This window comes from Cryobacterium cryoconiti (genome assembly GCF_004403065.1).
GTDB classification, from domain to species: Bacteria; Actinomycetota; Actinomycetes; order Actinomycetales; family Microbacteriaceae; genus Cryobacterium; species Cryobacterium cryoconiti.
This window is the reverse complement of the sequence record NZ_SOHA01000038.1, coordinates 29,782-50,032: the sequence shown is the minus strand read 5'-3', so window position 1 is coordinate 50,032 and position 20,251 is coordinate 29,782. Positions and strand designations below refer to the sequence as shown.

Below are 20,251 nucleotides of genomic sequence, written 5' to 3'. Positions count from 1 at the left end.
GTATGGGCCGATCGACCCGGACACGGCCCGGCAGATCGCGGCCGGGGCGCCGAGCTTCACCCGCATCCTGGTGCACCCGGAAACAGGCGCCGTGCTCTCCGTCGGGCGGGACCGCTACAAGGTGCCGAAAGACCTGAAACGGTTACTGCGGGTGCGGGACAAAACGTGTCGGTTCCCGGGCTGCAACAAATCGGCCGCGCACTGCGACTTAGACCATTCCGTGGATTGGCAGTTCGACGGTGTGACCGCGCACGACAATCTCGCGCACCTGTGCCGGGCGTGTCATGCGCTCAAGAGCGAGACCGGCTGGCGGGTGGTGCATCTCGGTGACGGGCTGCTGGAGTGGACGTCGCCGACCGGGCGCACGTTCGTGAGCGAGCCGGCCACGGTCATCCACTCGGCGTCGACGGCCGCGAAACCGGCCACGCCCCCTGCGGAGCCGGCACCGAACCCTGCGGAGCCGGAGCCCGAGCCGGGGTCCGACTCAGAGGAAATGCCCGAGCCTGCGCCATTCTGACCGATACAGTCTGAGTGGTTCACACGACCAGCGAGTCGGCTCCATCGATGACGGAACTTGCGACCGCGGCGTGTTCGTCGGGCTTCTGTCGAAGATCCGGGTGATCCTCAAGGTATGACGTACAGACGATGGATGACGGCGTGGGGGTCCGTCGTGCTGGTGGTTTCCCTCAGCGCGTGTTCCGTCATCTCGCCGGACTCCTGGCGCGTGGCACCGATCGAGTTCGACAATGCACTGGACGACGATGCGTTGGACGGAGGTATCGAAAACCTAATCGATGTCACCTATTCCATGGCGAACATCACCGCAGATACCGCAGGAGGGTTCTGGACCGAGTCCGGTGGTTCCTGGCTGCACCTGGATCAGAGCGGTGACACCCTGAGCCGATTCAACGACGATGACTTCAGCACCGTGCACGGGATCTCGGCCGTCTCCCCCACAGACCTCGTCGTCTCTCGAACCGATCGAACGGATGCCCTCGGCAGCGGCACCGGGATCTTCCGGTTCGATACGCAGGCGGGCACCTGGACACGGATCGGAGTCGATGCAACGGCGATCGGCGACGTCGCCGCTGGGGCAGACGGGCGAATCGTGTTCGTCGATTTTCTGGGCGAGACGGTGCCCGATGTCTATGCCGGTCCGTCCGGTAGCGTGCAGCCGAAGCCGTTCGCCGTCCGGGCCATCGACGCGACAGGGCGGGAAACCACGGTGCTGGGCGCAGACTCAGGTCTGACCGCAACGGCTGTCGCGATCGAGACCGATTCCACCGGCGCTGTCTACGTGAGCACGAACCGGGAGACGTTCGCGATCGACGTCGACGGAACAGTCACGTCTCTCGGCGCGCACTCGAATCGGATGCCGGTGTTGGCCGTGAGTCCCGCCGGGAACGTGCTGGCGGGGAACTCGACCGCGGATGAAGCCACTGACCTGGACTGGTCGCTGGTGCGCGGTTCGTCGAAGGCGCAGGACGTCATGGCGAACAAGGGGGACTGCTCGCGTTCAGCGACCGGGGGACTGGCCATCCTGCAGGCCGGGAAGCCGACGGGGTTGCCGTTCTCCTGCGGCGCGAAGGCGGCAGTCTGGGTTACCGACACCGCTTTTGTGCTCTCCATCGGGGACGAGGCTGGAACAATCCTCGTCCGGGTGACTCCGCCAGAATCCGACCCCGACCGCTAAGGCCGCACCAGCAACGCTGGCTCGAAATCAGCCACTTGGGCGCGGCCCGCGGGCGTGTCACGATTGGCCCAGCAGAACAGGAGCCCGCAATGATCGAGGCGTTCGGTAGTGCACTTCCCGTCGCTGTGGCGGTCGCATTGAGTCCGTTTCCGATCATCGCGGTGGTCCTCGTGCTTCTGTCGCCGACGGGCCGGTCCGCCGGTCTGGCATTCCTGGCCGGACGCGTCGTCGGTGTGGCCGCCATCGTCGGGGTGTTTGCCACGATGTCAGATCTCGTCGAGCAATCCGATGATGTTTCACTCCTGGGCGCGGTGGCGCGTGTTCTCGTGGGGGTGTCGCTCGTGGTGCTGGCGGTGTGGAAATGGCCGGGATGGCCGCGAGAGGAGAAGGAGCCGAAACTCCCCGGCTGGATGTCCGCGATCGAAGGCAGTTCACCCTGGCGGGCTGCGCGCACGGCTCTCCTGTTGTCGGTGGCCAACCCGAAGGAAGTGCTTCTCGGTGTGGGAGCGGGCATCATTATCGGCAGCGTCGGCCTTCCTCTGGGTCCGACGCTCGTCGTGGCGGCTGCGTATACGGTGATCGCCTGCCTGAGCGTTGCCGTGCCTGTGCTGGCGTTTGTCGTGGCCCCTGAACGGATGCGAGATCGCCTCGAACACGTACGGGTGATCCTGGTGCGCCACAACGCCGCGATCATGAGCGTGGTGCTGTTGGTGATCGGCGCGGCCCTCATCGGAGGGGGGCTGTCCGATCTGTGACGCGAACGATGTGGTCGGCCGTCACCGACCGGACTTCACACCAGTTCATCAACCGTCGCGCGGAGGCATCAGGACGTGGGGTCGGACACGGGGCCCGAGCGCAGATCGCTCGGCTGAGCCGTGGCAGGCTGACTCTTCGGCCACACGGTGTACCCGAGGGCCCACAAGACTTCTGCGCCGAAGATCACGGCAAGAATTCTGTACAGGTCGGTCAGCGCCTGAGTTTTTTCGGGGTCATCCACAACGAGGGTCAACAACCAGAGGGTTCCGGCAGCAATGAGCACGGCGAGTGCGGTGCGTGCCACGTCTTTCCAGCACTCGGCCGCGTACGCCCAGGCGTACCGTTTGACCGGCGCCGGACCGTCGGCGAAACGATGGGCGAATCGCGAGTCTGCCCAGGTGATCATCTTGTGCCCATAGGCGACGGAGAATCCCAGATAGATCGCCGCTATGCCGTGGAAAACCGTCGCCGTGGCCCCGTTCATCAGGTCTGCCGCAGTCGCCGTGAGAAGAACGATGTCCACAACCGGAGTCAGAGCCAGCAGCACCAGTCCCGTTCGCCTGAGCCGGAAGAGGTACCGAGCGCACAGGCCCAGCACGATCAGAACCCAGAATCCGACCTCGCAGCCGACAATGATGGCTAGAATCACGGGTTTCCTTTCCTCGAGGGGTGCTTTTCAGGGTGGCCCTGCCATTCACCTGCTCGTGGGGTCCCGCAAGCGACCCTAGCGGGGTGACAGCGGTCCCGGGTAAGACACTGAACTTCACGACACGAATCGACTCACGGCCACGCAGGCAACCGGTTCAGGGTTCGACGTCGACCCATTCGTGGCCGAGGGCTTCCAGTTCCGCGCTTCCGGCCGTGACGTGGGCAACGATTGCGGCGAGCCGCGCGGCGTCGTCATCGGCAATGTGCAGCACCGCGTCCTGCCCGTAGTCGGTACCCAGGATGAGCACTCCGCGCTGGCGCAACTCGGCCTCGATGCGACCGGCGTCCGCGTGGGACAGCGCAAGCGTGAACAGTTCACGGCGTTCGCGCGCCACGACCAGCCCCAGAGACTGGGCCTCGTCGATCGTGGTCAGCACGGCGTCTGAGTAGGCGCGCACGAGACCGCCGGCGCCGAGGAGTGTGCCACCGAAATATCGGCTGACGACGGCCACGCAGTCGACGAAACCGCGCCCGGACAGTGCCTCGAGCATCGGGCGGCCCGCGGTTCCTGACGGTTCACCGTCGTCGTTTGAGCGACGCACCTGGTCGGGGGCATCGCTCGGCCCGAGCACGAATGCCGAGCAGTGGTGGCGGGCACTCCAATGTTCCGTGCGTGCGCCCTCGATGGCTGCCCGTGCGGCATCCTCGGTCTCGGCTCTCACCAGACGGCAAAGGAATCTGGAGTGTTTCACTTCGATCTCGGCGTCAAGACGGCTGCCGACGCCGCCGTGCAGAGTGAGATCGGGCATACCCCCAGTCTCTCGCGCATTAGCCCGTTGCCAGCACACCTGCCGAGGCTTTCCGATGTTACGAGTGGTACGGCGCTCCGTCAGTCCGATGGGAAGAACCGCACCCGGCCCCAGAACTCATGGTGCGAAGACCAGCATCTTGTGAACGATGTGACGTTCGCCAGCATCAACGGCGCCGCTCAGCCCTTCCCCAGGGTCAGGGCGAGAACCGCTTGCTGGACAGGCAGTAGTGATGCTTTGAAGCCGTAGCCCACGAAGGCGGCGCTGTCGATAGCGTCCGCCGAAACCTCCCGGCCCCGCTGGAAGGGTGGGCACGGCGCGAGTTGCACGCCGTCCGGGGCTTGTTTGAGCAACGAGGCCGTGATTCGAAACGGTGCGAGCTCGTGCGCGTGGTCGCCAGGGGTATCCGTGATGATGACGTCGGCTGAGGCAACCGCCGCGTCGAGATCATCGGTCCATCGTGCACCCGGTGTCGCCAGCGTTTGGGGACAGCATTGAACCAGGTCCAAACCGAACGACCGGGCCGCCTCGCACCATGCCCTCGCGATGTTGCCGTCGGCACCGACGAAAAGGAAGCGGAGCTCGTGGGGCTCCCGGGTGCGAGAGATCGCGTAGAGGTCGGAGAGGACTTCGCAGGGATGGTTCTCTGCCGTCATGGCGTTGACGACCGGAAGGGCATTCGATGCGGCAAGCCCGTCGAGCACACCGATGTTCTGGTGCCTGACAACGAGCACATCGACCCACGACGCCAGGTGGCCGGCGACATCGTCGAGGGCCTCTGGCTTATCCAGCGTCTCGGGCGGAAACAGGATCGGCTGAAGCCCCATGAGCGTGGCGCCTCGTTCGAACGACACCCGCGTGCGGAGGCTCGAAGCAGGGAAGAAGAGCGCTGCGCAACCGGTGACGTGGGGTCCGTCTCCGGCGCTGTAGGCATCCGCCAGGCGGAAGACATCGCGAAGCTCGGCGGATGTCCAGTCGTCGAGTCGCAGGAGGTGGCGCATCCCTACACGATAGGGCTACCGCTGCACTTGGGCTGTCGCGCGGGTAGTCAGAGGTCGGCGAGCATGCTCACCGGGGACTCGATGCAGCGCGCGACATAGGTGAGGAATCCCGCGGCCGTGCCGCCGTCGCAGACCCGGTGGTCGAAGACCAGGGACAACTCCACGACCGTGCGCACTGCGAGGGCGTGGTTGACCACCCAGGGGCGTTCAATCATCCGTCCGATGCCCAGAATGGCGGCCTCCGGGTGATTGATGATGGCAGCGGACCCGTCGACGCCCAACGCTCCGAAGTTGTTCAGGGTGAAGGTGCCGCCGGTGAGTCGGGCCGGCGGGAACGAGCCGTCCGCGGCCTGGGCCACGACGCCGGCGATCGAATCCCGCAATTCGCGGGTGGTCATCGCGTGGGCTCCATGCACCACCGGCACCATCAACCCCCGTGGGGTCTGGGCGGCCAGCCCGAGGTTGATCGCTCCGCGCTGGAGGATCTCCTGGCTCGCCGTGTCCACCGAGGAGTTCAGCAGCGGGAACTTGCGCAGCCCGGCCACCGTGAACCGGGCGATCAGTGCGGTCACGCTGAACCGCTCACCGGTGGCGTCGAAGAGGCGGTCCCGGGCGGCGAAGAGTTCGGTTGCGTCGACGTCGAGCCAGACGGTCGCCTCGGGGATCTCCCGTCGCGAGGTGGTCATTCGCTCCGACACCACCTTGCGCAGGCCGGTGATCGGGATGCGGATGTCGGGGGTGGGTGCGGCCCGGGTCTCGACAGGCTCGACCACCGGTGCGGCCCGGGTCTCGACAGGCTCGACCACCGGTGCAGGCCGGGTCTCGACAGGCTCGACCACCGGTGCAGGCCGGGTCTCGACAGGCTCGACCACCGGTGCAGGCTGGGTCTCGACAGGCTCGACCACCGGTGCGGGCACGGCCACCGCTGCCCGCTGCCGGATCACTTCCTCGACGTCACGGCGCAGCACGAGCGCGTTGCTCCCGGTGCCGACGAGCAGGGTCGCGTCGAGGCCGTTCTCGCGCGCCAGACGCCGCACGAGCGGCGAGACCACGGGGGAACGGCCGGCCGGGCTGGCCGGAGTGGTGGAAGCCGCGACCGGCGCCACCGTGGCGACGGGTACGACGATTGGTGCGTCGACCGGCGCGGCGACCGGAGCCGCGGAACCGGGCCGCACGCCGAAGCGCGCGGCCGCCGGGCGCCGCACCGGACGCGTGCTCTCGGTCGTGCCGTAACCGATCAGCACGGCACCGGATGCCGACCCGCCGACCTCCGCATCGGGAAACGCTGCGGGCGCTGCGACAGGCAGGGCGGCGAGCGGTGCCGCGTCCTCGGCAGCCGGGGAAACCGGCCCATCCGCGGCATCCGTCACCGTCAACAGCACCTGGCCGGCGTGCACGATCTGGCCGGCGACCCCGTTGAGGGCCACGACCACGCCGCCGTAGGGCGAGGGCAGTTCCACAACCGATTTGGCCGATTCCACCTCGACCACGGGCTGGTCGATGGCGATGGTGTCTCCCACGGCAACCAGCCAGGAGACGATTTCGGCCTCGGTGAGTCCCTCGCCGAGGTCGGGCAGGATGAAGTTCTGTCCCATCAGTTCCACTCCCACGTTCCGAGAGCGGCGAGGATGCGATCGGGGGAGGGCAGGAAGTACTCCTCGAGCTTGGGGGAGGGATAGGGGATGTCGAAGCCCGTGATCCGCAGGATCGGTGCGGCCAGGTGGAAGAAGTTGCGCTCGGTGAGCCGGGCGGCCACCTCGGCTCCGTAGCCGCCGAACTGAGCCGCCTCGTGCAGCACGGCGGCACGGGAGGTCTTCCGCACGGATGCGCCCACGGTCTCGTCGTCGAACGGGGAGAGGCTGCGCAGGTCGATCACCTCGACGGAGAGGCCCTCGGCCACGGCGAGCTCCGCTGTGGCGAGCGCCGTTTTCACGGTCGGTCCGTAGGCGATCAGGGTGACGTCGGTGCCTTCCCGCAGCACGACCGCGGTGTTCATCGGCGCGGTGCGCACGGGCAGGCTGAGTTCGGCCTTGGACCAGTACCGGCTCTTGGGCTCGAGGAAGATGACCGGGTCGTCACTGTTGATGGCCTCACGGAGCATCGAGTAGGCATCCGCCGGGTTCGACGGCGAGACCACGGTGAGGCCGGGAGTCGCCGCCCAGTAGGCCTCGGAGGAGTCCGAGTGGTGTTCCACCCCGCCGATGTCACCGGCGTAGGGGATGCGGATCACGAGCGGCAGTTGCACGCGGCCGCGGGTGCGGTTGCGCATTTTGGCCACGTGCGACACGATCTGCTCGAACGCCGGGTAGCTGAACGCGTCGAACTGCATCTCCACGACCGGGCGCAGGCCGTACATCGCCATGCCGATCGCGGTGCCCACGATCCCGGACTCGGCCAGCGGCGAATCGCTCACCCGGCTTTCCCCGAATTCGGCGTACAACCCGTCGGTCACCCGGAAGACGCCGCCGAGCGGGCCGACATCCTCGCCGAACAGGACGACCGTCGGGTCGTCGCGCATCGCGTCCTGGATCGCCGCATTGAGCGCCGCCGCCATGGTCAGGGTGACCGGCGCGCGCGTCACGGTGGTGTCGTGGAGAGTCATCGGGTTCCCCCTGCTTCGGCGGTGCTGGATGTGGAGGAAGCGGATGCGGCGGCGTGCTCGGCGAGTTCGGCCGCCAGGAAGGCGCGCTGCTCCATCAGGGCGGCGCGCGGGGTCGCATAGACGTGGTCGAAGAGTTCAAGCGGATCCACCGGGGCGGACCGGGTCATGCATTCCCGGGTGTCCGTGGCCAGATCCTCGGCCTCGGCACGGATGTCCGCCCGCTCCGCGTCGCTCAACGCCCCGACCTCGCCGAGGTAGGTGTCCAGGCGGGTGATCGGGTCGCGGCGTCGCCAGATCTCCAGATCTCCGGCATCGCGGTAGCGGCTCGGGTCGTCGGAGTTCGTGTGTGCCTCCATCCGGTAGGTCAGACCCTCGATCAGGGTCGGTCCGTGGCCGGCGCGGGCGTTCTCCACCGCCGCCGAGGTCACCGCGTACATGGCGGCGACGTCGTTGCCGTCGACGAAATAGCCGGGCATCCCGTAGCCGATGGCCTTGTCGGCGATCGTGCGGCAGCGCATCTGCTTGTCGAGCGGCACACTGATCGCGAACTGGTTGTTCTGCACCACGAAGACGACCGGGGCCTGCCAGACGGCGGCGAAGTTGAAGGCCTCGTGCGCGTCGCCCTCGCTGGTGGCACCGTCGCCGAGCAGGGTCAGCGCCACAGTGCTGTCCCGTTTGAGCTTGGACGCGGTCGCCAGCCCCACGGCGTGCAGCGCCTGGGTGGCCAGCGGGGTGGCCTGCGCGGCGATCCGGTGGGCGTTCTGGTCGTAGCCGCTGTGCCAATCGCCGCGGAACGAGGCCAGGATCTGCTCGGGAGGCACGCCGCGGGTGAGCAGGGCGATGCTGTCGCGGTAGGTCGGAAAGAGCCAGTCCCCAGTGTCGAGGGCGGCGACCGCGGCAATCTCGCAGGCCTCCTGGCCGAGGGCCGACGGGTACGTCGCCAGGCGTCCCTGCCGGGTCAGGGCGGTGACCTGCACGTCGAACCGGCGGGCGACGACCATGCGCCGGTACAGGCTGAGGAGCGTCGCCGGGTCCGGCAGGACGAACCCGGCTGCGTCGTCCGGCGGCGCGGCGCGGCCGGTGTCATCGATCAGACGGAGGGGGCGCGGCGCGGTGAGGGGGCTCTCGACCAGGCTCTCGACATTGAGGCTCATGACGCAATGCTGCGGCATCTCCTCGCCGTCGACGATGCCGGGGAGACGGATGCGAACGATTGGCCCGAAGCTGCGTCGCGCCGAGCCATTCGTCCGTCAGAACAGCTCTGTCAGCTCCAGCTGTCCGTCGTGCGGGCCGGCGGCAGTCCGGTGATTTCCTCGAGAATGAGGTGGGATCGAGTGGAGATCACGCCGGGCATGCTGTGAATGTCGCGCAGGATGGCCTGGCTCAGCTGCTCGTGGTCCGGGGCGCTGACGGTGAGGATGATGTCGATGTCGCCGCTCACGGCCTGCGCCTTCTCGACGAAGGGCAGTTCGCTCAGCCGACGTGCCATCTCGGCCCAGGACACGTCGCCGATCTTCACGATCACCAGGGCGGAGACCCTCAGCCCGAGCGCTCTGCGGTCGATCTGGGCGCCGAACCCGGTCACCACACCCTGCCGCACAAGATTCTGCACGCGACTGTGCGCGGTCGTCCGGGAAATGTGCACGAGCGTGGCCAGCTGCCGCATCGAGAGCCGACCGTCGCGGCTGAGTTCGGCGACGAGCTTGCGGTCGATCGCATCGAGATCGTCGGGGGTGCCCGGAGCGGCGGGTGTCGAGTGTTGCGTCATTGGAATCCTCAGACTCTGGAAAGTCTCAGACTACTGCCAGCTCCCGCGACTGCCGCATCGCGCGCAGGTAATGGTTCTTGGGCCAATGGCGCAGCCGGCGCGGCAGCCGCGGGTACACGGCGGCGATCAGCCGGACCAGCCGGTCGAAGCGGCGCTGCTCGCCGGCCGACCAGGGCAGGCCGAACAGCGGCCGTACCGACGCCGGCAGAAGACCGATGGTGACGAACCGGCCGACCGGCATCATCAGCCGCAGCCAGAGCGGCCCGGTGCGCGGGTGCATCAGCTGCCGGGCCACGGCGCGCGTGGCGGCATCCGTCTGAAGCTCACTAAGTCGCCGATCCCAGTACGCGGCGAAGGCGGCCCGATCACGTGGCCACAGTTCCGGAGGCATCTGCAGGGCAGTGCCCAGGACCCCGTACTCCTGGTACAGCGCGTCGGCCGTGGCGTCGGCGAGGGGACCGTAGACCAGCTCCCGCATCGTGAGGGCAGAGTCGTACAGGGTTGCGGCGACCCAGAGCTGCAGCTCCGGAGTGAAGGCGTTGTAGGCGGGGCTCTGCGCCGTCGCCGGGCCCGAGACCGGGCCATGGGCGGCATTGACCCGGCGTCGCGCCTGGGCAATTTCCTCGGGTGATCCGAACACGACGGCGTACACATAGGTCAGGGTGCCGCGCAGCCGATCCAGCGGGCGGGAGGCGAAATCGCTGTGGTGTGCCACCCCGTGGCCGATCGCCGGGTCGGCGATCTGGAGCAGGATGGAACGCCCGCCGGCGGCGATCAGCACGGCCTCGCCGGCCATGTCTTTCATCAGCATGCGTGCCTCCCCGCTCGATTCCCGAGTGTAACGCTGCCACCCGGGAAGCCGGTGGGTGAGGAGCCACACGTACGGAAGCATCCCAGGACTGATCCGCGGGTCTACATTGAGCAGCGAGCAGCGAGCAGCGAGCAGCGAGCAGCGAGCCGCGAGCCGCATCTCCCCGCGGCCCGAAACGATGGGCACCTGATCTCGGGTCTGATCTCGGCGGATGCCGCCTGGGCGGTCAGCCCCCGGCCGTGCCCACGTAGTAGGCCGTGACGACTTCCTGGGTGCGCACAGGCTCGGTGCCCGAGATGGGGGCGATGTTCACAGTCCAGCGCGGAGCGGTCCGATCGATGCCGTCGCCGCTTCCGGCCCAGAGCGCTCGGTCGTCCGAGCACGAGTACGTGCCGTACCAACCGGGATGTTGGTCGAGGTCGTTCCAGACCCCACCGCTGCGGATCAGGCAGCGCTCGCCATCCCCGAGCAGCAGGCCGAGGGGGCGAGCCTCGGCGAAGGCAACGGATGCCGGAAGCTCGGCGGTCGTGGGCAGGCGCACCACCTCCGTGCTCCAGGGATCGCGGTAGCAGGCCGCGAAACCGGGCGTCGGGCCCGGCCAGCACGCCACGGTGAAGGCGCTCGAGGGAGAGCAGATCAGGATGTTGTCATCGACGGCGACGGGGGAGGGCCGTGCGTCGAGTGCTGTGGTGCCGCAGTCCAGGGTCACGGTCGTGTCGTCGGTCGCCGTGAAGCCCGCGGCGGGCAGGCCGCCCGCGGTGACGGGGCGCACCACCACGCGCTCGGTGGCCGGTGCCGAGGGCGTCGCGGTGGGAGCGGGCGAGGAGGCGCAGCCGGACAGGAGTGCGACCAGGCTCAGGATGATCAGGAGCCGTGGGTGCATCTCGGCCTCCGTTCCACAGTCGCACGCTGTACCGGCACTGTGCGTACCGAACCTGTGCGTACCGGACCTCTGCGCACCGGACCTCTGCGCAGGTGACGGTACGCGCCGCCCCGTGCACCGTCAAGGGAATCCGGCGGGTGCGGGGGTGGCGCCGCCCAAACAAATTCTCCGGTCCGGAATAAAGACGAGTCCTATGCGCTTGCATGAAACCGAGGGCGAGAATCCACCGTCCCGCGAATTGAGGAGAACCCATGACTGAGACCACCGCAGTGAGCATCCCCGGCTACAAGGCCGGAACCTGGACCATCGACCCGACCCACAGCGAGGTCGGTTTCAGCATCCGTCACATCATGATCAGCAAGGTCAAGGGCACGTTCGAGAAGTTCGATGCGACCTTCGTCACCGGCGAGAACCCGCTTGATTCCTCCGTCACCGCCTCGGCTCAGGTCGCTTCGATCAACACGAACCAGGCCGACCGCGACGGTCACCTGCGCACCGGCGACTTCTTCGACGCCGAGACGTACCCGACCATCGACTTCGTCTCCACCGGCGTACGCCAGGTCAAGGGCGACTTCCTCGTCGACGGCAACCTCACCATCAAGGGCGTCACGAAGCCCGCCACATTCGACTTTGAGTTCGGTGGCTTCGGCACGGACCCGTACGGCAACTACAAGGCCGGTGCCACCGCGAAGACCGAGGTCGCGCGCGCCGACTTCGGACTCACCTACAACGCGGCCCTCGAGACCGGTGGCATGCTGCTCGGCGACAAGGTCACCATCACCATCGAGCTGCAGGCCGCGCTCAACCAGGCGTAGCCGCCGGGCGCACGACCTGCGCCGGAGCACGAAACACGCATCCCCGAGACGAGGGCCCCACAGGTGTGGGGCCCTCGTTTGGTTCAAGTGAGAGTGCGGTTGTGGTTGCCGCTACCGGGGCGGCGAAGACGCGATGTCCCGGTCGTGCCACACACCTGGATGCGGCGACACCGCTCGCCGCGCTACGCGCCCTTGATCTCCTCGCGCACCCGACGCAGGTCCTCCATGAGCGATCCGATCAGGATCCAGTGCTGCGGATGCGGCGTGGCAATGGTCAGGGGAGCGGTCAGGGTAGGCGGTTCCAACGACAGGCTGACCTGCTGGGCACCCGGGTGGTCGACCTGTTCGGCGAGCAGCCGCAGATCGTGGGCGGCCCGGCTCAACTCCACCGTGATCGCGAGCACCGTGGGCTCGAGATGCAGCGAGTGGTCGTAGTGGTCGCGGAGGGACCGGGTCATGCCGATGGTGCGCGCTACGAGCGAGGTCAGCCTGACGAAGAGTTCCTCGTCGACATCGAGAAGGCGACGGTTGACCGCATGCCGGGGGTTGAGCGTGAGACTCTCCTCGGCCTGCTTGAGGGCCTGGTCCGCCTTGGCGAGCATGGGGCGCAACAGCCGCACCTTGATCATCATCTCTTCGATCTGGCTGGCTTTCTGTGGAAAGCGCAGGGCGTCGACGATGCGGTCCAGGGTGTCCGCGACCTCGTAGGCCAGTCGCACGACGGCCTCGTGGGCCGGAGCGAGCAGCACGGGCGGCACGATCAGCGCGTTGACAAGGAGCGCGGCGGCCGCTCCGATCATGGTCTCGACGATGCGATCCCGGGCGTATTCCGCCGTGGCCGTGCTGATCGTGAGCAGGAGCATGGCGCTGATCGGAATCTGGCTCGCTGAGCTGGGGGCCAGCCGGAGCGCCCAGGCCAGCATGATGCAGAACACGATGGCCAGGAGCACCACCCAGCTCGACTGCCCGAAGAAGACGCCGACGCCGTAGGCGATGATGACGCCGCCGATGACGCCCAGACTGCGCTCGACCGCGCGGCCAAGAGTCTGATTGATGTTCGGCTGCACGACGAGCAGAGCCGCGATCGCTGCGAAAACGGGCAACTGCTGAGTTTCCAGAAGAAGCTGCGACAGGGTCCAGCCCAGGGCGACCGCGGCGGATGTCTTCGCGGCCTGGAGCAGTGGAATCCGGCTCGCCGACCGCACACGGGTGTTGATTCTCACGTGTTCAGGGTAGTCGAACGGGGACTGGTGCCGGTGAACTCCCGCGGTTAGGGCAGGTCGTCGTCGGTGCGGGCGCCGAACACGATCTCGTCCCAGCTGGGCATCGAGGCGCGGCCACGCTTGCCGTGGTTGCTTGCCGGGCGCGGCGTCACGGACGGCGTCTGCGATGCGGCTGCCTGAGCGGACCAGGCATTGCGGGGTGTTTCCGACGTTGCCGCCGACACCTCGGCGCCGGGGGCGCCAGCAGGCTCGACGGCCGCCACGGGCTGGTCCACGAGACGGATGCCCGGTCCCTCCGAATGCAGGCCGGTGTTGCCGGTGAGGCCCGTTCGGTGACTCTCGGACTGATTGCTCTCGAACGCGGCCGCCTCGCGCTCCCCGCGGCGACGGCGGAGGGATGCGAGCAGGTCCGCGGTCTCGCTCAGGCTCTGCGGCGGTTCGTCGGCGCGCTTGATGGCTGCCCGGGACACCGCCTCCGTCGTGCCGGCCGAACGCGAGTACGGCACCGGGTCCAGGAGCGGAGCGGTGTCGTTCTGCAGGTCCTCCGCCAGGGATTCCCTGAACGTGAAGGCGCCGCTGTCGAATCTGGATACGTCGGCTGGGCTCGTCTCGGCGCCGACGGCGCGCAAGCGCGGGATCAGGGCACCCTTGAGCTCGCCCTGCTGGGAGAGCGCGATGGCTTCGCTGCCGACCGGCGTGAGGGAGTTCTTCTTCGGTTCGAAGCCCCAGCGGGCGTCGTGGTCGATGTCGTCAGCGGTGAAGGAGAGCTTGACGATCCACCCGGCGCCGGGTTCCTTCCAACTGGCCCAGCGCTCGTTGGTGGCGCCGAGGGACGCCAGACGCTCCCGGATGACGGTGCCGAAGTTGGCTCCGCCCTCAATCGGGTCAGGGTCGATGGCGGTGTGCACGGGCACGCTCAGCGCGCAGGACACCATGTAATCGCGTTCCGCGACGACCGGGCCTTCGAAACGACGCACGAAATCGATGGATGCGCCCGTGACGGCGGCCACGTCCTCGGCGGACATGCCGGCACGGATGTGGGCCTGCACTTCCTTGGGGCTGAGCTTCGGCCCCGACGTGGGATCCGCCTGGGTTTGGCGAAGCCGGGACTGGAGAACCTCATCGATGGGGATCCGGAACCGGTCACCCTCCTCTGACGCTGCGAGCAGCGCACCGTTCTCGACTCCAATAACTTTCAATTCCTGCATGTTGAAAGCCCTCTCGCGATCACTAGTGCAGCCAAGACTGCCATGTAAAAGCCGAATCGCTGGGGAATACGCCGGGCGTGCCGCAAGTTGATGACTGTGCCGAACAGATACGGCGACGTGTAGTTTGCTATTCCGCCCGGATTGTTGGAAACTATGGCCGCCGAAATCGTTTCTCGGCGTAACTGAATGGATGGGCATGGCAACCGATTACGACGCACCACGGAAGACCGAAGACGACTCGGAGTCGATTGAGGCCCTCAAGGAGCGCGTACCCGACAAGATGTCCGGTGTCGTAGATGTCGACGACTCGGACAACCCCGGTGGTTTCGACCTTCCCGGCGCCGATCTGTCCGACCTCGACCTCGATGTCGTCGTCCTGCCTCCGCAGGCCGACGAGTTCACCTGCGTGGAATGCTTCCTGGTGAAGCACCGTTCGCAGATGTCGCACGAGACCAAGCTCGGCCCGGTTTGCCTGGAGTGCGACTCCTAAACGCGCTTAATCATCTGACGCTGGCCGTCGCGATCCGTTGATCGCGGCGGCCAATTTCTGTGGGTGCCGCGTCGATATGAGCCAGTACGGCGCCGGGTCGGTCTCATCGTCGATCGGTATTTTCACGACCGGTCGGATCCACCCACGGATGAGCAGCCACGCCCTGGCGTCGAGCCGGCGCCCGCGCTCCAGTGCCGCCTCTTCCCCGTCGAAGGGCTGAACCTCGCCGACGAGGTCGGCCGAGATGCTCGCTCGCCCGGCGATGATCTCGCCGTTCCGCACGTGGATCAGTGGAGCCGACAGGATCAGCGTCAGAACGCACGCCGCATACAACCCCGCGGCGATCAGGATCCCGGCGAACATCGAGATCGGTGCGAACACGAGGATGCTGGCCGGGATGATCAGTGCGGTGGCGACATACGGTGCGGGTGAGGCCCAGAGTTTTTCGCGATATTCAGGCATGGCTCTATTCGATCAGACTTCTGCACTAGCCTCGACACGTGGCAGAAAGCGTCGAAGTCCTGATTACCGCGTCCATCCTCCCGAGCTACGCGCATCCGGGCGACGCGGGAGCGGATCTTCATTCCTCCCAGGATCTGGTCCTGGCCCCCGGCGAGCGCGCCCTGGTCGGCACCGGAGTCTCCATCGCCCTACCCGACGGGTTCGCAGCGTTCGTCGTTCCCCGCAGCGGGCTTGCCGTCAAGCACGGCATCACGATCGTGAACTCCCCGGGAACCGTTGACGCCGGGTACCGCGGCGAGATCAAGGTCGCCCTGCTGAACACCGACCAGAACGCGTCGTTCGCGATCGCGGTCGGCGACCGCATCGCCCAGATCATCATCATGCCGGTCGCTCGAGCGGCGTTCATTCCCGTCGACAGGTTGCCGGGCAGCCAGCGCGGTGAAGGCGGGTTCGGGTCAACGGGCCGAACCCAGCAGAGCAGCACGGGCACCGAAACGTCAGGAGACAACCAGTGAGCGACACCGCGAACACGGACGAGACCATGGACGTGTCGGCCAAATCCGCACCCGAGGACCGCGCAACCGAGGGACCCCTCGATGAAGTCGAGGCCAACCCGGTGCGACCCTACGTCGACCTCGGCGGGGTGAAGATCCTTCCCCGTGAAGGCCTGCACCTTCGGCTCGAAATCGAAGAAGGCAGCAAGCGGGTCGTCGCCATCGGGCTCGACTACGCCGGGTCGACCCTGCAGGTGCAGCCCTTCGCCGCGCCCCGATCCAGTGGTCTCTGGCACGAGATCCGCGCGCAGATCGCCGACCAGATCGGCAAGCAGGGTGGCACCACCACTCTGCGCGAGGGTCCGTTCGGCCCTGAACTCGTTGCCGAGATCCCCGTTGCGGCCGGCCAGGGTGCCGACGGATCCAGCCGGCTGGCTCGCTTCATCGGCGTCGACGGGCCGCGCTGGTTCCTCCGCGGTGTCATCGCCGGAGAGGGTGCCGTCAACCCCGATGCGGCGAGTGAGATCGAAGACCTGTTCCGCAGCATCGTGGTGGTGCGCGGTTCGGCGCCGATGCCGCCGCGTGACCTCATCCCGCTCCGGATGCCGGCCACCCCGGCCGCTGCGGCCGGACCGGGCCAGTCCTGAGGAACGCCGGATGACGGAAACCCCGCCGCCCGACGAGGCCCCCGGCCCCGGCGCATCACCGCATGAGCCTGGGTCATCCGGGCCCGCTGCCGAACCGGGAGCCGGCGCCTTCGCCGAGGGCATGGCCGCCGCAGCCCGGCGGGCAGGCTTCTCGTCGGCCGCCGAGGGCGAGCCGATCAGTGGACGCGCCCTGCTGGCGGCGATGGGCGGCATCCGGGGTCTGGTCGAGGCCGTCCTGCCCGGCCTGGTCTTTCTGATCACCTACACCTTCACCCGGCAGCTTCTGCCGGAGTACTCGCTCCTGGTCTCGCTGGTCGTACCGGTTCTGATCGGCGTCGTCTTCATCGGGCTGCGCCGGGTCAGCCGCCAGACGGTGACGCCGGCCGTCGGCGGGCTGGTGGCACTGGTCTTCAGCGCTGTGCTGGCGCTGTTCACCGGCCGGGCCGAGGACTTCTTCCTGCCTGGGTTCTGGACCAATGGGCTGTACGGCGGTGCACTTCTGATCTCGGCGGTGGTCGGCTGGCCGTTGATCGGCCTGGCCGTGGGGTTCCTGATGGGGGACGGAATCGACTGGCGGGCGGACCCGTCCAAACGACGTGTGTTGACCATCCTCACCCTGTGCTGGGCCGGACTGTTCGCGCTGCGGCTGGCCGTGCAACTGCCGCTGTACTACTCCGGCAACGTGGAGTGGCTGGGAGCTGTGAAGCTCCTGATGGGCATCCCGCTCTACGCGCCGCTCCTGGTGATCTCGTGGCTGATGGTCAGGACGGTCTACCGGGCGGCCGGCGACAACGCGGAGCGGCGGCCCGAGTAATCTCGCGACACCCTGATTTTTCGACACCCTGATTTCGCGACACTGACCGAAAAGGCGTGCGAATCGGCGGGGCACCGCTAGAGTTATCTCTACGTCAAGATAGTTTGACGAGGACATCGTCCGCACGTCGCATCCGCCGGTTAGGTAACCCTTGCTGGCAGGCGCAGGCGTCCGGTCGTCAGGATTGAGGATTGCGGACGGTTACCCGTCGGTTTCCACGAAGGAGAGGGCATCGTGTCGGCACTTAATAATGCGGTCGTAAACAGTTTTGGAGCCAAGGACACCCTGCGGGTCGGGTCGACGGACTATGAGGTCTTTCGTCTCGACGCCGTCAAGGGTTACGAGTTGCTCCCGTTCAGCCTGAAGGTGCTGCTGGAGAACCTCCTCCGCACCGAGGACGGCGCGAACATCACCGCGGCGCACATCCGCGCCCTGGGGGAGTGGGTTCCAACGGCGGAACCCGACACCGAGATCCAGTTCACGCCTGCGCGCGTGGTCATGCAGGACTTCACCGGTGTTCCTTGCATCGTCGACCTCGCGACCATGCGTGAGGCCGTCGCCGAACTCGGCGGAGACCCGAAGAAGATCAACCCGCTGGCACCGGCCGAACTCGTCATCGACCACTCCGTGATCGCCGACCTGTTCGGCACCGCGGACGCGCTCGAGCGCAACGTGGAGATCGAGTACGAGCGCAACGGCGAGCGCTACCAGTTCCTGCGCTGGGGCCAGACGGCGTTCAACGACTTCAAGGTGGTTCCGCCGGGAACCGGTATCGTGCACCAGGTCAACCTCGAGTACCTGGCTCGCGTCACGATGACGCGTGAGGTCAACGGTGTGCTCCAGGCGTACCCCGACACCTGCGTCGGAACCGACTCCCACACGACCATGGTCAACGGCCTCGGCGTGCTCGCCTGGGGCGTCGGCGGCATCGAAGCCGAAGCGGCCATGCTCGGCCAGTCCATTTCGATGCTCATCCCCAAGGTGGTCGGCTTCAAGCTCAACGGCTCCATCCCGGCCGGCGTCACCGCGACGGATGTGGTGCTCACCATCACCGAGATCCTCCGCAAGCACGGCGTGGTCGGCAAGTTCGTCGAGTTCTACGGTGCGGGCGTCGCCCAGGTGCCGCTGGCCAACCGCGCCACCATCGGCAACATGAGCCCCGAGTTCGGTTCGACGGCCGCCATGTTCCCCATCGATGACGTCACCCTGGGCTACCTGCGCCTCACCGGCCGCAGCGAAGAGCAGGTCGCACTCGTCGAGGCCTACGCCAAGCTGCAGGGCCTCTGGCACGACGCGGACAAGGAACCCGTCTTCAGCGAGTACCTCGAGCTCGACCTCGGCACGGTCGTCCCCTCGATCGCCGGCCCGAAGCGCCCGCAGGACCGCGTCATCCTCACGGAGGCGAAGTCCCAGTTCGAGCTGGACCTGCAGAGCTATGCGACGCAGGACCTCACCGTGGTCGACGCCGCCGTCGATGCCTCTTTCCCGGCATCGGACCCGCCCGGCTTCACCGCCGAAGACGAGAACCTCGACCACGTGATCTCGCACAGCCACGTGAGCCACGCCCCGATCAGCGTGTCCAGGCCCGTCGAGATCACCACGCAGGCCGGGGCGAACTACACCCTCGACCACGGAGCGGTCGCCGTCGCGGCCATCACGTCGTGCACGAACACGTCCAACCCGTCCGTCATGCTCGCCGCGGGCCTGCTGGCGCGTAACGCCGTGAAGAAGGGACTCACCAGCAAGCCCTGGGTCAAGACCACCCTGGCGCCGGGCTCGAAGGTCGTCACCGACTACTACGAGAAGGCCGGCCTCACCTCGGACCTGGAGGCCCTCGGCTTCTACACCGTCGGCTACGGCTGCACCGTCTGCATCGGCAACACCGGCCCGCTCATCGACGAGGTCACCGCCGCGATCAACGACAACGACCTGGCCGTCACCGCGGTGCTCTCGGGCAACCGCAACTTCGAGGGCCGGATCAGCCCCGACGTCAAGATGAACTACCTGGCCAGCCCGCCGCTGGTCATCGCCTACGCCCTCGCCGGGTCGATGAACTTCGACTTCGAGACGGATGCGCTCGGCATCGGCAGCGACGGCAACGAGGTGTTCCTGAAGGACATCTGGCCCGACTCCGCCGAGGTTCAGGCCACGATCGACAGCTCGATCGACACCGGCATGTTCACGAAGCAGTACGGCCACGTCTTCGAGGGCGACGAGCGCTGGCGCGGACTGCCGACGCCGGCCAGCGAGGTCTTCGAGTGGGATCCCGAGTCCACGTACGTGCGGAAGCCCCCGTACTTCGACGGCATGACCATGGAGACCACCCCGGTGGTCGACATCGTCGGTGCCCGGGTTCTGGCCAAGCTGGGTGACTCGGTCACGACCGACCACATCAGCCCCGCCGGTTCGATCAAGGCGGACAGCCCGGCCGGTGCCTACCTGCTCGAGCACGGCGTCGACCGCGCCGACTTCAACTCCTACGGCTCGCGTCGCGGCAACCACGAGATCATGATCCGCGGTACCTTCGCGAACATCCGTCTGCGCAACCAGCTGCTCGACGGAGTGGAAGGCGGCTACACCCGCGACTTCACCGTCGACGGTGCGCCCCAGGCGTTCATCTACGACGCGTCGCAGAACTACCAGGCGCAGGGCACTCCGCTGGTCATCTTCGGGGGCAAGGAGTACGGTTCGGGTTCCTCCCGCGACTGGGCGGCCAAGGGCACCAGCCTCCTCGGCGTCAAGGCTGTCATCACCGAGAGCTTCGAGCGCATCCACCGTTCCAACCTGATCGGGATGGGCGTTGTTCCGCTGCAGTTCCCGGCCGGTCAGAGCTGGGCGTCTCTCGGCCTGGACGGCACAGAGATCGTCACGATCACCGGGCTCGACGAGTTGAACAACGGAACCACCCCGAAGACGGTTCGCGTGACCGCCGCCCCGAGCCCGCAGTCGGCGGCCGGTAAGGAGACTGTCGAGTTCGACGCCGTCGTTCGCATCGACACCCCGGGCGAGGCGGACTACTACCGCAACGGCGGCATCCTGCAGTACGTCCTGCGTTCGCTGGTCGCGTAGCGGCACCCAGCCGCCTCTCGGCTAGCTTCCGAAACCGGCGCGTAGACTCGGCATGACC

General features: G+C 67.2%; 21 protein-coding genes. 9 read left to right on the top strand and 12 right to left on the bottom strand.

All coding sequences use genetic code 11. The features are described 5' to 3' along the window. The 3 genes from E3T49_RS16215 to E3T49_RS12700 form a co-directional block, all read left to right on the top strand. Nucleotides 1-517 (top strand): HNH endonuclease signature motif containing protein (locus tag E3T49_RS16215; RefSeq protein WP_166785544.1); only part of this gene is annotated, 517 nt, incomplete at its 5' end. A 114-nt stretch (nt 518-631) separates the two neighbouring features. Next, nucleotides 632-1,693: a hypothetical protein gene (locus tag E3T49_RS12705; protein ID WP_134425274.1), complete on the top strand. Its 1,062-nt coding sequence runs from the start codon at nt 632-634 to the stop codon at nt 1,691-1,693. An 89-nt stretch (nt 1,694-1,782) separates the two neighbouring features. Next, on the top strand, nt 1,783-2,448 hold the full coding sequence (locus E3T49_RS12700) for a GAP family protein (protein WP_134425273.1): 666 nt from the start codon (nt 1,783-1,785) through the stop codon (nt 2,446-2,448). 68 nt (nt 2,449-2,516) lie between these two features. Here E3T49_RS12700 and E3T49_RS12695 read toward each other — a convergent pair whose 3' ends face one another. From E3T49_RS12695 to E3T49_RS12655, 9 genes are all read right to left on the bottom strand, one after another. After that, nucleotides 2,517-3,098, bottom strand: coding sequence for a hypothetical protein (locus E3T49_RS12695; RefSeq protein WP_134425272.1), 582 nt, complete (start codon nt 3,096-3,098; stop codon nt 2,517-2,519). 154 nt (nt 3,099-3,252) lie between these two features. After that, complete coding sequence (locus E3T49_RS12690) at nt 3,253-3,906, bottom strand: IMPACT family protein (protein ID WP_134425271.1); 654 nt, start codon at nt 3,904-3,906, stop codon at nt 3,253-3,255. Between the two features lie 179 nt (nt 3,907-4,085). After that, nucleotides 4,086-4,907: an ornithine carbamoyltransferase gene (locus E3T49_RS12685; RefSeq protein ID WP_134425270.1), complete on the bottom strand. Its 822-nt coding sequence runs from the start codon at nt 4,905-4,907 to the stop codon at nt 4,086-4,088. A 47-nt stretch (nt 4,908-4,954) separates the two neighbouring features. After that, on the bottom strand, nt 4,955-6,502 hold the full coding sequence (locus E3T49_RS12680) for a dihydrolipoamide acetyltransferase family protein (protein WP_134425269.1): 1,548 nt from the start codon (nt 6,500-6,502) through the stop codon (nt 4,955-4,957). Then, nucleotides 6,502-7,509, bottom strand: coding sequence for an alpha-ketoacid dehydrogenase subunit beta (locus tag E3T49_RS12675; RefSeq protein WP_134425268.1), 1,008 nt, complete (start codon nt 7,507-7,509; stop codon nt 6,502-6,504). The genes E3T49_RS12680 and E3T49_RS12675 overlap by 1 nt, the downstream gene beginning before the upstream one ends. Continuing rightward, on the bottom strand, nt 7,506-8,663 hold the full coding sequence (gene pdhA, locus E3T49_RS12670; RefSeq protein ID WP_134425267.1) for a pyruvate dehydrogenase (acetyl-transferring) E1 component subunit alpha: 1,158 nt from the start codon (nt 8,661-8,663) through the stop codon (nt 7,506-7,508). The genes E3T49_RS12675 and pdhA overlap by 4 nt, the downstream gene beginning before the upstream one ends. Nucleotides 8,664-8,773: 110 nt before the next feature. Beyond that, nucleotides 8,774-9,277 carry an Lrp/AsnC family transcriptional regulator gene (locus tag E3T49_RS12665; RefSeq protein ID WP_134425266.1) on the bottom strand — a complete coding sequence of 168 codons (504 nt, stop codon included), beginning with the start codon at nt 9,275-9,277 and terminating at the stop codon, nt 8,774-8,776. Nucleotides 9,278-9,302: 25 nt separating this feature from the next. Continuing rightward, on the bottom strand, nt 9,303-10,088 hold the full coding sequence (locus E3T49_RS12660; protein ID WP_134425265.1) for an oxygenase MpaB family protein: 786 nt from the start codon (nt 10,086-10,088) through the stop codon (nt 9,303-9,305). Nucleotides 10,089-10,314: 226 nt separating this feature from the next. Then, nucleotides 10,315-10,971 (bottom strand): hypothetical protein, encoded by a 657-nt coding sequence (locus E3T49_RS12655; protein ID WP_134425264.1) that lies wholly within the window; start codon nt 10,969-10,971, stop codon nt 10,315-10,317. Between the two features lie 251 nt (nt 10,972-11,222). Here E3T49_RS12655 and E3T49_RS12650 point away from each other — a divergent pair, with 251 nt between their 5' ends. Then, nucleotides 11,223-11,786: a YceI family protein gene (locus tag E3T49_RS12650; RefSeq protein ID WP_134425263.1), complete on the top strand. Its 564-nt coding sequence runs from the start codon at nt 11,223-11,225 to the stop codon at nt 11,784-11,786. Between the two features lie 182 nt (nt 11,787-11,968). Here E3T49_RS12650 and E3T49_RS12645 read toward each other — a convergent pair whose 3' ends face one another. Continuing rightward, nucleotides 11,969-13,009 (bottom strand): FUSC family protein, encoded by a 1,041-nt coding sequence (locus E3T49_RS12645; protein ID WP_134425262.1) that lies wholly within the window; start codon nt 13,007-13,009, stop codon nt 11,969-11,971. A gap of 47 nt (nt 13,010-13,056) precedes the next feature. Beyond that, nucleotides 13,057-14,217, bottom strand: coding sequence for a septation protein SepH (gene sepH / locus E3T49_RS12640; RefSeq protein WP_134425261.1), 1,161 nt, complete (start codon nt 14,215-14,217; stop codon nt 13,057-13,059). Between the two features lie 196 nt (nt 14,218-14,413). On the opposite strand from sepH, the gene E3T49_RS12635 reads away from it, so the two are divergent. Further along, the gene (locus E3T49_RS12635) at nt 14,414-14,707 is read left to right on the top strand and encodes a DUF4193 domain-containing protein (RefSeq protein WP_134363594.1); all 294 of its coding nucleotides are present in this window, start codon (nt 14,414-14,416) and stop codon (nt 14,705-14,707) included. 6 nt (nt 14,708-14,713) lie between these two features. Here E3T49_RS12635 and E3T49_RS12630 read toward each other — a convergent pair whose 3' ends face one another. Next, nucleotides 14,714-15,169: a DUF3093 domain-containing protein gene (locus tag E3T49_RS12630; RefSeq protein ID WP_134425260.1), complete on the bottom strand. Its 456-nt coding sequence runs from the start codon at nt 15,167-15,169 to the stop codon at nt 14,714-14,716. A 38-nt stretch (nt 15,170-15,207) separates the two neighbouring features. On the opposite strand from E3T49_RS12630, the gene dut reads away from it, so the two are divergent. The 4 genes from dut to E3T49_RS12610 all read left to right on the top strand — a co-directional run bounded on the left by dut (nt 15,208) and on the right by E3T49_RS12610 (nt 20,193). Beyond that, on the top strand, nt 15,208-15,684 hold the full coding sequence (dut, locus tag E3T49_RS12625; protein WP_134425259.1) for a dUTP diphosphatase: 477 nt from the start codon (nt 15,208-15,210) through the stop codon (nt 15,682-15,684). A gap of 26 nt (nt 15,685-15,710) precedes the next feature. Beyond that, nucleotides 15,711-16,310 carry a DUF3710 domain-containing protein gene (locus E3T49_RS12620; protein WP_134425276.1) on the top strand — a complete coding sequence of 200 codons (600 nt, stop codon included), beginning with the start codon at nt 15,711-15,713 and terminating at the stop codon, nt 16,308-16,310. A gap of 10 nt (nt 16,311-16,320) precedes the next feature. Further along, nucleotides 16,321-17,124, top strand: coding sequence for a DUF3159 domain-containing protein (locus E3T49_RS12615; RefSeq protein ID WP_134425258.1), 804 nt, complete (start codon nt 16,321-16,323; stop codon nt 17,122-17,124). Nucleotides 17,125-17,358: 234 nt separating this feature from the next. Further along, nucleotides 17,359-20,193, top strand: coding sequence for an aconitate hydratase (locus tag E3T49_RS12610; protein ID WP_134425257.1), 2,835 nt, complete (start codon nt 17,359-17,361; stop codon nt 20,191-20,193). The last annotated feature ends 58 nt before the right edge of the window (nt 20,194-20,251 follow it).